The sequence below is a fragment of the Sphingobacterium corticibacterium genome, from assembly GCF_004208525.1.
Taxonomy (GTDB): domain Bacteria; phylum Bacteroidota; class Bacteroidia; order Sphingobacteriales; family Sphingobacteriaceae; genus Sphingobacterium; species Sphingobacterium corticibacterium.
Window position 1 is genome coordinate 262,938 of the sequence record NZ_SGIT01000002.1, and the last position, 14,347, is coordinate 277,284.

Genomic DNA, 14,347 nt, shown 5'->3' on the forward strand with positions numbered 1-14,347 from the left:
TTTTCATAGCACTCCTTTTCATATTCCTTGTAAGTTTACCACAAATGATACCGCACACCAAACATCAAATAGTTCGGTTGTGTTTCCTCCCATTCAAGATTGTACTTCAATTTATATCCGGTGTACAACGATAAGTTCGCTGATGGAAAGTAATAACTCACGCCGACTTGCCCATTCATGATCGTAAAGTTCTCCCTTCTTTCAGGCAAGACTTGTTCTTGGTCTGCCATCAACTCATTGTAACGGTAAAAATCCTGGCTTACCCCACCACCAATAAATACGTTAAAGTTACTCCGGGTTTTATCCAGCAATGACAACAGATAATCCGCTCCTACGGCGACATACCCATTTCGACCGTATACCTGCGCCTGTATGGCGGAGTGCTTGGCGAAATCGTACTTTCCTTGGATACCAAACGCTCCTTGATAATCCGGAGATTCTAATTGTACATCACCGTTGAACCCGAATGCCCAAGCATGATCTTGTGCTTTTCCATGCGACATGATTACCGATAAAAGTAGCAATAGAAAGATTTTCTTCATTTGTTTAATTCGTTATTTGTAATTATTAGCTAGTCACGTCATGAATTACGAGACCTATACCGCTTATATAACTTGATTAAAATCATCAATAACACGGCCAATCCTAATAAACCTAACACACCATAAATCCAATCAATGGCCGATCTAAAAATAACTAAAAAAACGATAGCAAAAAGAATAATAGTAGATACTTCGTTCCACAAGCGTAACTGCGAGGATGTCCATACCGATTCGCCTTTTGCTAGCTGTTTCATAATCTGCTGACTTTTAAAGTGGTAAAACACCAAAAGTCCCACAAAAGCGAGCTTCACATGCATCCAGCCCTGACTTAACAAACCCGGCGACAGATAAAGCATAGTTAACGCCGTAGCCACGGTGATATACATCGCCGGTGTAGCGATTACCCACCAAAGTCTCCGTTCCATAACCACGAATTGCCCATGCAACACCTGATATTCTATATCCGATTTTTGCTTTGCTTCAGTATGATAGATGAACAAACGAGGCATGTAGAACAACCCTGCCATCCAGCAGACCATAAAGATAATATGCAACGCTTTTGCGTATAGGTATATCATTTTATTTAATTAGCAGTCAGCAACTATATTGTTAACTAACTTCCACTTTTTACTTGTCACTTTATAATCTTGTTATCATTTCACTCATCATGCTAATAGCGAAATCTCTTCACCACGTTGATCGCATGTTTCACGTTATCAAACGGAATATCCGGCATAATACCATGTCCCAGATTAAAGATAAATCCATTCTCGCCACGCATCCGTTCAAACAATTGCAGAATTTTGTCTTCGATAACGCTCTTATCCGCATACAATACAAACGGATCTAAATTACCTTGTACGGCAACGCCCGCCGGAAGTATCTGCTTCACATTTTTTAAGTCAGCATTCCAATCGATAGATATTACATCCGGATTTGCATCTGCCATCATCGGCGCAAATACCGACGATCCCTTACAGAAAGAAATCACGGGAACAGTGCGCTTGATATTGGCTAGGATATATTTATTATAATAGTGTGAAAAATCACGATAATCGTTCCATGACAACGCTAACGCCCAACTATCGAACAATTGTACAGCGTTGACCCCAGCATCGATTTGCATATTCAGATAGTTTATCGTTACATCGGCAATTTTTTGTAGAAGCTGATGTGCTAAAGCCGGTTCGTTATTAAGCAATAATTTTGTTCGTTTAAAGTCTTTAGAAGAACCTCCTTCCACAAGATAACTCAAGATAGTGAATGGCGCACCCGCAAAGCCGATTAAGGGGATACGTCCCGCCAAGCGTTCCTGTATTACGCGAATTGCATCTGCCACATACCGTAGTTTATCCACACAATCGGTTTCCAGTCTGTCCACGTCTGCCTGCGTACGTATGGGATTACTGAATCGAGGACCTACACCTTGTTCAAACGACAACTCTCCTCCCATGGCTTCTCCCGTTACCAAAATATCCGAAAATAGGATGGCCGCATCAATATCCAAAAGGTCTACGGGCAGCATGGTAACGTCTGCCGCAATTTCCGGTGTTTTACACATCTCTAAAAAACTGTACTTATTCTTTATTTCCCAATATTCGGGCATAAAGCGTCCAGCTTGACGCATCATCCAAACAGGAGGTCTCTCCGTAGACTGCGATAACGCAGCTCTAATCAATAAATCGTTCTGTAAAGTTTTGTTCACTAGGTCTGTTTATTTAGTTCATTTTCTATTTTTTCAATAATCGCTTTTTGGCGTTCCGTAAGCTTAAGCTTATTGGCAAGCTCGATATAGACGGGTACGCGGTCGTAATTACGTTTGCGCAAACTGATGTTTGCTAAATTGATCAATACAAATCCTTTCTCGGCATCCCGTTTCCACGGCAAACGGGATGCTAATTGAAAATGATATTCGGCATCGTCGACCCGTTCCTCTTTAAGGGCTATATTTCCCATCATAAATTCATAGTAATTCCGACGCCTCTTCCGTAGTTTGTCGGGATCCTTAATTTCCGATAACAACGCCTTTGTTTTCTCATAATCTTGTTTGTGAAACGCCTGAGTAGCTAAGAAAACGGTACCTTCGCGGTAATGACTCCATATAAAATATCCGATCAGCCCTAAAATATAAACCGCCATATTATAGTGCTTCTCGTAAACTGCATAAAGAAGAAATGTCACCGCTATACCGATGACAATCATTCTCACTCGTGTATTCATCTATGTGTTATGTTGGTGTATCCGTGAATTTATACCCTACCCCACGAATCGAATGAAAATACACAGGATGTTTTTGGTCTGGCTCAAAATACTTGCGGAATGTCAAAATAAAATTATCTATTGTACGCGTCGATGGATAAACATCATAATTCCACACAGTTTCCAATATTTGCTCCCGGGAAACGGCTTCATTTTTTCGTTCAATCAACAGTTTCAACAGCATCGTTTCCTTTTTTGTCAACGAGGTAACCGTACCGTCCGCATGATGGAGTTCATACGAGTTAAAGTAAATTGTTTTATCACCGATAGTATATGAATTAAACTCCTTTAAATCGTCTGATTTAAGTCCTCTGCGAATCAGATTACCAACACGAAGAATAAGCTCTTCTAGATTAAAAGGCTTCACCAAATAATCATCCGCCCCTTTTTTCAAACCGGTGATACGATCTTCACTGCTGTTTTTAGCGGTCAGAAACATGATAGGTACTTCGGTATTCTGCAGCCGAATGGTTTCGGCAACCTGAAAGCCGTCGATTTCCGGAATCATCACGTCCAGAATAATTAGATTAAAGCGTTCTTCCTTGAAAATCTTCAACGCTTTCTTTCCGTCTGTAGCCGTCGTTACCCGATACCCCTCTAATTCTAAATTTAATTTAATCGCTTCCAACAAGTGCTCCTCGTCTTCCACCAATAGTATACGTTGCTTAGTTTGCATAATTTTCAAATGTTACTTCAAAAATACTCCCCGATGGAGTGTTATCTTTTACCTTAATAGAGGCGTTGTGTTTTTGCAATACTGTCTTCACTATATACAACCCTAAACCCGTGCCTTTAGTTTTACGCGTCGACTCATTGCCTATCCGGTAAAACTTATTAAATATATTCTTTTTTTCTTCTTCGGCAACACCCGGTCCGTGGTCTGCAACCGAAAAGACAATCCGTTCGTCTTCTCTTTCCTTAAGCTGCACTTCCACGGTGGCACACGGAGGAGAATATTTAATTGCATTTTCAATTAAATTGGTAACCACATTCGTGATGGCGAACTTATCGGCGTGGATAATGAGTCCTTTATCTAAATCGGGCTTTATAATCTGTGAGCTACACGCATTTTTTTGTAACCTATCCACCACATTATCTACTACTTCTGTAAAATTGAAGTTTTCTTTTGGAAAATTAAAACTTCTGTTTTCCAATTTGGTGGTTAACAATACATTTTCGACGAGATCGTCCAATCGCTCAATATCCTTCAAGGAGTTAGAAAGAAAAACTTTCTGCTGCTCCCGTTCTAAGTCACGTTTTAGAATGGTTTGAATGTATAATTTCACCGAAGCTAAAGGTGACTTTAATTCATGGGTTACGGACAACAGAAAATTCTGTTGTTGTTGTTGTTGTTTATGCTCTCGGCTAAATAGCTTTTTTAAGCGCATAGCTCCCCAAATAAAAATCAACAGAAAGAAAAGCCCTTCACCGATGATCATCCCTTTGCGTTCCGGTTCGTAATTAACCAACAGGTATCCCCACCAAAGCAATTGGGTAATGGCATAAAACACCAGAAAATAAAACAGGACGAGCGCTCGCTTCATACAAGTAAATTAATGTCATGCAAAAATAACCATTTGTTAATCTGAAAGGAAATAGTAGGTGCATTATGACAATAGGTTAAGAAAGGTGTTATCTTTGCGCTATGTTTTTTCACAAAAGAGATATTTTCTTCGATTTAGACCACACGATTTGGGATTTTGACAAAAACGCACAGGAAACCTTACATGAACTTTATGCCAAATACCGTTTTGATAAATTGACCGGAAAGGCAGAGTCTGATCTTTTTATTGAAACATACACCGTCAATAATCACCGGCTATGGGGGCTATACCACCATGGAAAAATTGACAAACCCACACTACGCCGACTTCGGTTTGCCGATACATTTACCCAGTTAGGTATTGATCCGGAACTATTTCCGAAGGCCTTTGAAGAGGAATATTTACATATTTGCCCAACCAAAACGAATCTCTTTCCAAATGCTATCGAAACATTGACATATTTGCAAAGCAAGTATAGATTACATTTAATATCGAATGGTTTCAAAGAAGCTTGTGAACAGAAGTTGGAGCACAGCAAATTAAAATCTTATTTTAAAACAATTGTAATTTCGGAATTAATCGGCGTAAATAAACCTGATCCAAGAATTTTCGAACATGCCCTACAGAACGGGAAAGCAGAGCGAAAAACATCTATCATGATCGGAGACAACCTCGATGCCGATGTTCGCGGTGCTCAAAACGCAGGGATAGACGCGATCTTCTTTAATGCAGTAGGTCTTGAACAACCACAAGATGTCCATCACATGGTTCGGGACCTGGGAGAATTACAACAGGTCTTTTAAAAATGTAGAGACGCAATTAATCTAGCTCGCGGAAATAATTGCATCTCTACAATATAAATCACAATACCTTTACGGTAATATTTTTCAGCCACACATCATCACCATGATCTTGAAACCCGATAACACCCGATTTAGATGGTCCGCCGACGTTATTCAATAGTTCAAAAGCCAATGGCCATTTTTCTTGACTGAACTTACTCGCCTGCAATAAAGTCGTCCAATCTGATGTCCATAACGTGTATTCAACTACTTTTTCTCCATTTTGATAATGCGTTACTGTTCCGTTATTTACAATAATCTTCGCTTTATTCCATTCTCCTGCTGGATTGCCATTTTGAGGCTTAGCCGGAATCATATCGTAAAGAGAACCCGATTTTCGATTTCCGTCAACACCCTGCTTTGCGTCGGGATGATTGTCGTTATCCAATAATTGATACTCGGGGCTTGATATATATATAGCTTGATCTTTTACTTCTTTTGCCAAGAAAAATACACCTGAATTCCCTGCATGGGAAATTTTCCATTCAAATTCCAGTTCAAAATTTTTAAAATCGTAGGCAAAAATAATATCTCCACCATCTTCTTTGGTACGGTCTGCACCTTTACTGGAAAATTTTAAAGCACCATCTTCAATACCCCATTTTCCGGGAACTTTTTCCTTGTTATACCCTCGCCAACCTTCGAGCGATGCGCCATTAAATAGCACATAAGCTCCATCAGCATTTTTTTGAAACTTGGTAATATCAACTTTCGGGAGGTTATTTAGCACATACTGTGGAACATTATTACCCGCAGCACCATCTTGTGCCTGACAAATAGTGGCGGATAATAAAACGACCGCGCCTATCATATACATAAATCTTTTCTTCATGTTAAAACACATCTTTTAGTTTAGTTATTCGCTAAAGGTAGAAAAATATCTGATTTTTTAAAAGCCTCCTTCCATGCCTTCATCCATACCGTTGTCTCCCGCTCCGCGGTCCTCTTTTTTCTTGGTCAAATCTTGAATGCCAAAACGGTATGTGAACGACAACGAGAACATTCTACGCATCCAACGGTTTTCCATTTGGATGAACTGCGTCGGTAGGTTGTTTTCCATACGGAACCTTTGGCTGTTGAACACATCGCGTACATTAAACATTACACTCCCTTTTCCCGCCAGCACATCCTGCCGTACCGCAACATCCAAACCCGCCATTGATTTCATCCGACCTTGAATCCATTTTCGGGGAGCGCGATAAAACCCACGGGCCTGCAAGGTGGTGGATTTCGTAAACTTCACATTGGTATTGATGTTTCCATTCCAACTGAAGTTCTCTACATCACCCGTATTAAACTCCGCATAAGGCATTGTTTTATCATAAAACAAGTTAACATTCGCCGTTGCGTCCCACCAGCGTAGAAAATTCACTTTTGATATCAACTCCAGTCCCATCGCATCTTGTTTCGAAACGTTTTCCCAACGACTATAGGTGACATTACTTCGATCGCCGACAATATCCGCTATTTCTTCGGGATCTCTTAAAAACGGACTCATCATATCGCTTGAACGACGATAGTATGCCGAACTAATAAAATTCCATTTGTCATAGAACTTCGCAAAGCTCAATTCAAAGGAATGTATATCCTCGGGCAACAAGTTTGGGTTACCTTGCCGATAATTGATTTCATCATTTATATTAACGAAAGGATTCACTTGCCATCCACGTGGCCGTTGCACACGACGTGTGTAGGAAAGTTGGACCTTGTCATCCGAATTTCCCACTTCATAGGATAAAAAGGCACTCGGATACAAACGAAAGAAATCCTGATTCCCATCATTTGTTTTTTCATCCTCAGGGGCATTTGGGTCTAAATTGTAATATGTCGATTGTAAATAAGTTTGCTCACCTCGTAATCCCACTTGTACGCCTAATTTTTCTGTTAATTTGCGTTGATAATTTACATAGAGTGCATGTACACTATTCGTCAGATCAAAATCATTGCTAACGCCGTAGTCTGGCATAAATTGATTCGTCACGGTATCCAATATTTCCGACCACTGGGAATCTTCACTGTTACGCACAATGGTACGATAACCGGCCTCGAATTTATGGTCTTGCGCAAATGGCAAAACATAATCCAATTGAAAATTCCAATTCTTTCCGGCTTCACTCGTCACATTCTGACGCTCGAAAGGAGCACGTCCGTTGGCATAGGTTTGATAAAAATCATTCGTTCCGTCTTCCGTATCATTGCCATAGGTGATGTTGGCGGTAATTTCCTCTCCTTCTCTTTTAAGCTCTTGCTTAAAGTCAAAGGTTATATCCACTCCTAAATCCTCTTCGTATTGTTGGGAAACCCGAGAAGCACTCTCTCCTAAATCCGGAATGTTAAAATAACGATAATCAATGTCCGAACGCCTATCATTATCTCGGACGCTTACATTCGCTCCTAAGCTAAACGTGGTTTTTGGTGCAGCGTACCAATCGGTACCAAACCGGAAAGTGTGGTTCTTACCTTTCCGGTTATTGTCGGTTGTGCTAATCGTACGTTCACTATTTTCTCGTATAATCCCATCAATAAGTTCCGTATTATCATTGAATCCATTGCCCGGACGAACCCTGTTCGCATAGTTATATCCGCCAAAGAAATTAAAATTACGATCTCTGTAGTTCAAGTCCACTCCCCCACTGTAGTTATCATAAGAACCGCCCGATGCAGTTACACTCCCATTCAGCCCGGTTCTCACATTCTTTTTTAATATAATATTGATGATACCAGATTGACCTTCTGCATCATATTTAGCAGATGGGTTGGTGATAAGTTCGACTTTTTCTATACTATTGGCGGGTAGAGATTGTAGCAAGGCGTTAATATCGGAACCGGCCATCGCGGACTCTCTTCCATCAATCAAAATCTTTACACTGCTAGAACCCCGGAGAGAAACATTCCCGTCGGCATCGACATCAAGCGTGGGTACATTCTGCAACAAATCACTGGCAGATCCCCCCACACTTACCAAACTCTGCGAAACATCAAATACTTTTTTATCAATTCCCAAACTCATCTCGGGCACTCGTCCTTCTACGACCACTTCTTCAATCAAGGTTCCGTCATCCATCATGGATACTTGTGCGAGTTTTATTGGCTGTTGGTTTGTCACGCGTACATTTTCAATAAGAACGTTTTCTTTCCCAACATAAGTGATCCGAATTGCATATGTTCCGAAATCAACATCAGAAAACACGAGTTTCCCTTGGACGTCACTCTGTGCTCCTTGGATATAACTTTGGTTAGATTGTTGGAGAAGGGAAGCACTCGCACCTATAATAGGATCGTTTGTTTCTTCATCAATAACAATGGTCTCTATCGTACCTTGTTGTGCAAAAAGAAATAGGGGGCAAAAAATAATAAAAAAAATCAGCTTTAAGTCTCTAGTAGATATCATGTGAAAAATTGTCCTTTTCACAAAAAAACAAAATAAAAGCTGCTATCGTTCTATCGTAACTGCATTATTACGATGTCATAAGTTACTCTACGGAAACGGTCAACCCTTCGGATTTAAGGATTTTTCGATATACTTCCATTTCTGTCAAAGAGCCTTCCAGTACGGCACATTTCCCTTCTGTATGCACCTTCCAGGCAATTTGTTCGGCTTGAGCTTCCGAATATTGCAAATGCTTCATGAGGCAATAAATGACATGATCAAATGTATTGATTTCGTCATTCCACAGAATCAAACGGTTTGAAGATTGGACAGTTGCTAATATCTCTTCCAGCGTAAACGCTTCTTGCTCTGTTTGTACACCCATGCTGCAAAAATAACTAATATTTTAAAAAATATGTAGATTTACACACTAATCATGAGGAAAGGAAGTAAGATGTTTCAATCGAAAATTGCCGGCATAGGATATTACGTGCCAAAAAATGTATATACAAACGATGACCTTACCCGGTTTATGGATACCAGTGATGAATGGATCCAGGAGCGGACAGGCATTAAGGAGCGGCGTTATGCGCACCGCATTGGAGAAACGACGACCACGATGGGGATCGAAGCAGCTAAGATTGCTATCGAACGTGCTAATACGACGGTTGAAGATATTGATTTTATCATATTCGCAACCCTATCCCCCGACTATTATTTCCCGGGCTGTGGTGTGTTGTTACAACGTGAAATGGGCATGAAAGAAGTTGGTGCACTGGATATCCGAAACCAGTGCTCTGGTTTTGTCTACGCGCTCTCTATTGCGGATCAATTCATCAAAACCGGCATGTATAAAAACATCTTGGTTGTGGGTTCTGAAAAACATTCTTTTGCGTTGGACTACTCCACCCGAGGACGAGCTGTTTCGGTTATTTTTGGAGATGGTGCCGGAGCCGTCGTCGTACAACCCACGAGTGAGCCAGGAAAAGGTATCCTCAGCACCCATTTACACTCGGACGGAGCTGAGGCTGAAAAACTCGCCATGTATTATCCCGGAAGCTCCGGTGGAATATGGCTGGATCAACAGCCGGACTGGCCAGAGCAAGAACTCGGCGGCATGCTCATGACAAAGGAAATGTTGGACGATGGCACTACGTTTCCCTATATGGATGGGCAAGCAGTGTTCAAAAAAGCTGTCGTCAAGTTTCCAGAAGTTATACAAGAAGCATTGGCAAAAAACAACCTCCAATCGACCGATATTGATTTACTCATACCTCATCAAGCCAACCTACGGATTGCTCAATTTGTGCAGAAAACATTGGGATTGGGTGATGATCAAGTTTTTAACAATATTCAAAAATACGGCAATACGACTGCTGCCTCTGTTCCTATTGCTTTATGCGAAGCATGGGAAGAAGGAAAAGTTAAAGAGGGCGATCTTATTTGCTTAGCTGCCTTTGGCGCTGGATTTACTTGGGGATCGGCATTGATTCGATGGTAACTGAAAAAGGAGCTGATTAATCAGCTCCTTTTTCAGTTATAACGTTCTTCTTCTTTTTCTTGAAACCGGAATCGAAGATAATATCCCATATGGCAGAACTAACGCCGAACCCTCGCTCTGGGTCAGCATAGTGATGCAGCATGTGGTGATCCTTTATTTTCTTAAACAAACCTGATTTAAAATTAGCATGGTGCATCGCGTAGTGACATTCGTCATAAATAAGATAACCTAACAGAAATCCAGCAAAAAAAGCTGCTAACATAAATTCCGGCAAGAATAGACTAAAAATAAAATAGATGATAGCTGCTAATGGAATACTGGCAGAAAGAGGCATGACTAATCGTAAACGGTCTTTCGGATAGTCATGATGTACTCCATGAAAAATAAAGTGGATACGCTTGCCCCAATTAGAAGTCGGCTCATAATGAAATATCCAGCGGTGCAATACATATTCAGCCAATGTCCAAAACGCCAAACCCGCGAAAAAATACAAAGCAACATCCCCTGCAGACATTCCACCTTGTGTATGCGCCTTATAGATAAAATAACCTATCACCGGGATCCAAAATATCAGTGGAACACTGTAATGTATTTTCGTCAGGGATTCTAAAAAATTATTTTTGAACATCCGAACGGATTCGGTGCCGTTAGAAACATATAACTTCTTTGCCATAACACGTAATTTTTGATAAATGCAGCAAAACAAAGTTACCATGTATTGCCGTCTTATCAAAGGTTTACTTTTTGAACATTTTCACATTTTTGTCAAAAACCTATCACTTACACTACCCGGACCAACAATCCCTTTAAATATTCCCCTTCTGGAAATGACGCGCGAACAGGGTGATCTTCCGGTTGGCTAAATTGTCTGATAAACTGGATTTCCTTTGCAGCATCTAAAGCTGCCCAGGCGACAACTTGCTTAAAGGTATCGATATCCATCGCTCCGGAGCATGAAAATGTAGCCAATAATCCACCGCTTTCTAACAAAAGCAGGGCACGCCTATTCAAATCTTTATACGCTCTAGCCGCCTTGTCTAATGCAGAACGAGATGGAGCGTACTTCGGAGGATCAAGAATAATGACGTCAAATTTCTCTCCTTCCTCCCCTAATTGACGAAGGTATTTATTGACGTCTGCTTGTACGGTGGAGTGCACCGCAGCATCTAGTTTATTGAATACTAAATTCTTTTGCAGCGTTTCTATCGCTAAAGCGGAACTATCTACCGAAACAACAGCGGAAGCTCCCGATTTCAAAGCATTCAACGTAAAGCCTCCGGTGTAACAAAAACAATCAAGCACCCGTTTCCCTTTGACATACTGTGCCGTTAGCGAACGATTATCCCGTTGATCGCAATAAAAACCAGATTTTTGTCCTTCAATAATATTAATTTGATAACGAATACCGTTTTCTATGACATCGACAAAGTCGGATGGCTTTTCACCATACAACAACCCGTTCGCATCTGGTAGCCCTTCATGTTGGCGGGCGTTTAAATCACTTCGCTCGTAAATCCCTTTGGGTTGTAAAAGCTGTACTAGTTCATCCACGATGATGGTCTTCACTGCTTCTATACCAGAAGAATGTATTTGTACCGATAAGAAATCACCATACTTATCCACAATAAGCCCCGGTAAAAAATCAGCTTCCGCAAATACCAACCGAACCGTATCGTTCTGATCTGTCAACAAATGGGTTCTTAACGCTACTGCACGCTGTATTCTATGACGCCACCACCTTTCATCTATTGGAAACTCTTGATTCCATTCCAATAGACGAACGGCCACTCTGGAATGTGCGTTGTAAACACCATAAGCAACAAATTCTTTATCAACATTAAAAACCTTAACAACAGTGCCGTTTGTAGGTTTTCCATCAACTGTCTTTATGGCTCCCGAGAAAATCCACGGATGTAATTGCCACGCAGCTTTCTCTTTGCCTTTATGCAGGATTACTTTGTTCATCAAATTCTATTTATTTTCCAATAAGTAATTTTTGAAAAGCGCGTAGTCAGCAGACAATTCCGTTACTAATTTCGGCTTCCCAGCTAATTCCTCTGCTCCCTTTGGCAATTCGATTTTTGCAAATACTTCTTCGGAAATGGCATCTGGAAATTTACATGGATGGGCGGTTGACAAAAATACCGAAGCATATGTTCCCGGCTTATCCTGACGATATTGATTCGATGCGAGATAAGCAATAGCAGTATGCGGACAAGCGATATATTGATATTTCTGATAGAGTTCCTCCATAGCGTTTACCGTCTGCTCATCATCATACGTGTAAGAAGAAATCATGCTACGGAGTTCTTCTAGGCTGTTGGGGAACATATCTTGAATGCGCACCCAATTGCTCGGATTGCCCACATCCATAGCGTTTGCTAAAGTCTGCACAGATGGTTTCGGATCATAGCTGCCGGATTGCAAAAAACGCGGCACGGTGTCATTAACATTGGTTCCCGCAACAAAATGCTTCACAGGTAGTCCCATTTTATAAGCTAATAAGCCCGCACCGATATTGCCAAAATTGCCACTAGGCACGGTAAATACCACTTCTGAAATGCCTTGCGACTTCAATTGGGCATAAGCCCAAAAATAATAGAATGTTTGAGGTATCAATCGAGCGATATTAATAGAGTTAGCAGAGGTTAACCGTAATACTTTATTAAGATCGGTATCATTAAATGCAGTTTTTACGAGTGCCTGACAATCGTCAAACGTACCATCAACTTCTAATGCCCGTATATTTTTCCCATTCGTTGTCAATTGTTCTTCCTGCACTTTGGAAACTTTTCCTTTCGGATAAAGTATAGTTACACGTGTACCTTCGACGCCCAAAAAACCAGATGCTACTGCTCCACCCGTATCTCCCGAAGTAGCGACCAAAACATCTAACAATTGATCACCCTGCTTCGAAAAATAACCCATTACACGACTCATAAATCGTGCACCAAAATCCTTGAATGCATAAGATGGTCCGTGAAACAATTCCAGTACACCCGTTTCAGCATCCAAAAACCGAACAGGTGCATCAAAATTAATCGCGTCGGCAATAATAGCCTTCAAATCAGCATTCGGAATATCATCACCAATTAAAGCATTCGCCACTTCAAAAGCTATCTCCTGCAAAGAATACTGTTGAATCCGGCCAATAAAGGCGGAATCTAACGATGGAATGATTTCGGGCATATATAAGCCTTTATCTGACGGTAAGGAATTGAAAACGGCTTCTTGAAAGGAAACCCGAAGATCTTTATTATTTGTACTATATAATTTCATCTATTTATTTTTTTCACTCTTCAACTTATATTACTTTCGGCCCGTCAATATTTACAGGTGATACATATTTAAAACTGTCAATTTCACAATCCGTTAAATGCTGTTGGATGCGATTGGCCGCATTTTCCGCCGTTTCCTTTCCACGGGAAATCGCGACTACCGAAGGACCAGATCCCGAAATACCAAAACTAAGCGCACCTGCATCGAGTGCAATTTGCTTCATTGTGTAAAACTCTGGAATCAAAATGGCACGGGTAGGTTCGATAAGCACATCGTGCATACTGCGACTGATTAACCCGTAGTCGCTTTCATAAAGACCTGCGATTAATCCCGCAATATTGCCCCATTGTGTCACGGCATCTCGTAAAAAAACTTTTTCCTTTATAAGTTGTCGTGCATCACGCGTCGGCACATCGACCTTTGGAAACACAATTCCGGCATATAGCTCTTCCGGAACAGGCAATTTGATCACATCCAAAGGGTGTTGTCCACGAATTAGTGTAATACCTCCCATCAAGGCCGGAGCTACATTATCAGCATGTCCATGACCGCAGGCAAGACGCTCTCCCTCCACACAGAAAGGCAGAAGCTCTTGTTTAGTCAACGGATTTCCCAAGAGGCTATTGATAGCAAATAATCCCGCTACTGTACTGGCAGAGCTCGACCCTAAACCACTCCCAATAGGCATGTGCTTAATAAGCTCAATCTCCACACCAACTTCTTTTGAAACTCCTAGGTGCTCCAATAACATTTGAACACAAGCACTTACGGTATTTTTATCGGCATCTAGCGGCAGCCTACCGTCATCTCCAGCAATGGAGCGAATGCGTACACCCGGGGTTGCTACACGATGCATAATAACTTCATCTCCCGGATAGTCTACCGCAAACCCTAATATGTCAAACCCACATATCATATTCGCTACGGTGGCCGGTGCAAACACCCGTACAACCTCCACAATGCTGTCGAAATCTATTTTTTTAACTGTTTTATTCTGATTCATAGTGTCA

Annotated in this window: 15 protein-coding genes; 2 read left to right on the forward strand and 13 right to left on the reverse strand. The window is 41.1% G+C overall.

The features are described from left to right. Positions 1–35: 35 nt before the first annotated feature. The 6 genes from EWE74_RS09815 to EWE74_RS09840 all read right to left on the reverse strand — a co-directional run bounded on the left by EWE74_RS09815 (position 36) and on the right by EWE74_RS09840 (position 4,345). Positions 36–542 carry a hypothetical protein gene (locus EWE74_RS09815; RefSeq protein WP_130141379.1) on the reverse strand — a complete coding sequence of 169 codons (507 nt, stop codon included), beginning with the start codon at positions 540–542 and terminating at the stop codon, positions 36–38. 38 nt (positions 543–580) lie between these two features. Beyond that, positions 581–1,120: a protoporphyrinogen oxidase HemJ gene (hemJ, locus tag EWE74_RS09820; protein WP_130141380.1), complete on the reverse strand. Its 540-nt coding sequence runs from the start codon at positions 1,118–1,120 to the stop codon at positions 581–583. Positions 1,121–1,212: 92 nt separating this feature from the next. Continuing rightward, the gene (gene hemE / locus EWE74_RS09825) at positions 1,213–2,247 is read right to left on the reverse strand and encodes a uroporphyrinogen decarboxylase (RefSeq protein WP_130141381.1); all 1,035 of its coding nucleotides are present in this window, start codon (positions 2,245–2,247) and stop codon (positions 1,213–1,215) included. Continuing rightward, positions 2,247–2,762 carry a hypothetical protein gene (locus tag EWE74_RS09830; RefSeq protein WP_130141382.1) on the reverse strand — a complete coding sequence of 172 codons (516 nt, stop codon included), beginning with the start codon at positions 2,760–2,762 and terminating at the stop codon, positions 2,247–2,249. Before EWE74_RS09830 ends, hemE begins: the two co-directional genes overlap by 1 nt. 7 nt (positions 2,763–2,769) lie before the next feature. Beyond that, entirely contained in the window at positions 2,770–3,477 is a 708-nt protein-coding gene (locus EWE74_RS09835) for a response regulator transcription factor (protein ID WP_130141383.1), read from the reverse strand. Then, positions 3,467–4,345 (reverse strand): sensor histidine kinase, encoded by an 879-nt coding sequence (locus EWE74_RS09840; protein WP_130141384.1) that lies wholly within the window; start codon positions 4,343–4,345, stop codon positions 3,467–3,469. The genes EWE74_RS09835 and EWE74_RS09840 overlap by 11 nt, the downstream gene beginning before the upstream one ends. Positions 4,346–4,446: 101 nt before the next feature. Here EWE74_RS09840 and EWE74_RS09845 point away from each other — a divergent pair, with 101 nt between their 5' ends. Further along, a complete protein-coding gene (locus EWE74_RS09845; RefSeq protein WP_130141385.1) occupies positions 4,447–5,148 on the forward strand; it encodes a YjjG family noncanonical pyrimidine nucleotidase in 702 nt (233 codons plus the stop codon). A 58-nt stretch (positions 5,149–5,206) separates the two neighbouring features. Here EWE74_RS09845 and EWE74_RS09850 read toward each other — a convergent pair whose 3' ends face one another. The 3 genes from EWE74_RS09850 to EWE74_RS09860 all read right to left on the reverse strand — a co-directional run bounded on the left by EWE74_RS09850 (position 5,207) and on the right by EWE74_RS09860 (position 8,942). After that, positions 5,207–6,019: a 3-keto-disaccharide hydrolase gene (locus tag EWE74_RS09850; RefSeq protein ID WP_130141386.1), complete on the reverse strand. Its 813-nt coding sequence runs from the start codon at positions 6,017–6,019 to the stop codon at positions 5,207–5,209. A gap of 57 nt (positions 6,020–6,076) precedes the next feature. Beyond that, positions 6,077–8,578 carry an outer membrane beta-barrel family protein gene (locus EWE74_RS09855; protein WP_130141387.1) on the reverse strand — a complete coding sequence of 834 codons (2,502 nt, stop codon included), beginning with the start codon at positions 8,576–8,578 and terminating at the stop codon, positions 6,077–6,079. 82 nt (positions 8,579–8,660) lie between these two features. Then, complete coding sequence (locus EWE74_RS09860) at positions 8,661–8,942, reverse strand: ATP-dependent Clp protease adaptor ClpS (protein ID WP_130141388.1); 282 nt, start codon at positions 8,940–8,942, stop codon at positions 8,661–8,663. 51 nt (positions 8,943–8,993) lie between these two features. On the opposite strand from EWE74_RS09860, the gene EWE74_RS09865 reads away from it, so the two are divergent. After that, positions 8,994–10,058, forward strand: a complete 1,065-nt coding sequence (locus EWE74_RS09865) for a 3-oxoacyl-ACP synthase III family protein (protein ID WP_239018615.1) — start codon at positions 8,994–8,996, stop codon at positions 10,056–10,058. Positions 10,059–10,074: 16 nt separating this feature from the next. On the opposite strand, the gene EWE74_RS09870 is transcribed toward EWE74_RS09865, so the two are convergent. From EWE74_RS09870 to EWE74_RS09885, 4 genes are all read right to left on the reverse strand, one after another. Continuing rightward, a complete protein-coding gene (locus EWE74_RS09870) occupies positions 10,075–10,731 on the reverse strand; it encodes a sterol desaturase family protein (RefSeq protein WP_239018616.1) in 657 nt (218 codons plus the stop codon). Between the two features lie 107 nt (positions 10,732–10,838). After that, entirely contained in the window at positions 10,839–12,023 is a 1,185-nt protein-coding gene (locus EWE74_RS09875) for a class I SAM-dependent rRNA methyltransferase (RefSeq protein ID WP_130141389.1), read from the reverse strand. Between the two features lie 6 nt (positions 12,024–12,029). After that, positions 12,030–13,337: a threonine synthase gene (gene thrC, locus EWE74_RS09880; RefSeq protein ID WP_130141390.1), complete on the reverse strand. Its 1,308-nt coding sequence runs from the start codon at positions 13,335–13,337 to the stop codon at positions 12,030–12,032. A gap of 25 nt (positions 13,338–13,362) precedes the next feature. Beyond that, the gene (locus EWE74_RS09885; RefSeq protein ID WP_130141391.1) at positions 13,363–14,340 is read right to left on the reverse strand and encodes a homoserine kinase; all 978 of its coding nucleotides are present in this window, start codon (positions 14,338–14,340) and stop codon (positions 13,363–13,365) included. Positions 14,341–14,347 lie beyond the last annotated feature (7 nt).

Coding starts and splice junctions, on each gene's coding strand:
- EWE74_RS09850 (WP_130141386.1), bottom strand. CDS start 6,019: ATGAAGAAAAGATTTATGTATATGATAGGCGCGGTCGTTTTATTATCC.
- EWE74_RS09840 (WP_130141384.1), bottom strand. CDS start 4,345: ATGAAGCGAGCGCTCGTCCTGTTTTATTTTCTGGTGTTTTATGCCATT.
- EWE74_RS09815 (WP_130141379.1), bottom strand. CDS start 542: ATGAAGAAAATCTTTCTATTGCTACTTTTATCGGTAATCATGTCGCAT.
- EWE74_RS09845 (WP_130141385.1), top strand. CDS start 4,447: ATGTTTTTTCACAAAAGAGATATTTTCTTCGATTTAGACCACACGATT.
- EWE74_RS09860 (WP_130141388.1), bottom strand. CDS start 8,942: ATGGGTGTACAAACAGAGCAAGAAGCGTTTACGCTGGAAGAGATATTA.
- EWE74_RS09885 (WP_130141391.1), bottom strand. CDS start 14,340: ATGAATCAGAATAAAACAGTTAAAAAAATAGATTTCGACAGCATTGTG.
- EWE74_RS09870 (WP_239018616.1), bottom strand. CDS start 10,731: ATGGCAAAGAAGTTATATGTTTCTAACGGCACCGAATCCGTTCGGATG.
- hemJ (WP_130141380.1), bottom strand. CDS start 1,120: ATGATATACCTATACGCAAAAGCGTTGCATATTATCTTTATGGTCTGC.
- EWE74_RS09855 (WP_130141387.1), bottom strand. CDS start 8,578: ATGATATCTACTAGAGACTTAAAGCTGATTTTTTTTATTATTTTTTGC.
- EWE74_RS09875 (WP_130141389.1), bottom strand. CDS start 12,023: ATGAACAAAGTAATCCTGCATAAAGGCAAAGAGAAAGCTGCGTGGCAA.
- thrC (WP_130141390.1), bottom strand. CDS start 13,337: ATGAAATTATATAGTACAAATAATAAAGATCTTCGGGTTTCCTTTCAA.
- EWE74_RS09865 (WP_239018615.1), top strand. CDS start 8,994: ATGAGGAAAGGAAGTAAGATGTTTCAATCGAAAATTGCCGGCATAGGA.
- EWE74_RS09830 (WP_130141382.1), bottom strand. CDS start 2,762: ATGAATACACGAGTGAGAATGATTGTCATCGGTATAGCGGTGACATTT.
- EWE74_RS09835 (WP_130141383.1), bottom strand. CDS start 3,477: ATGCAAACTAAGCAACGTATACTATTGGTGGAAGACGAGGAGCACTTG.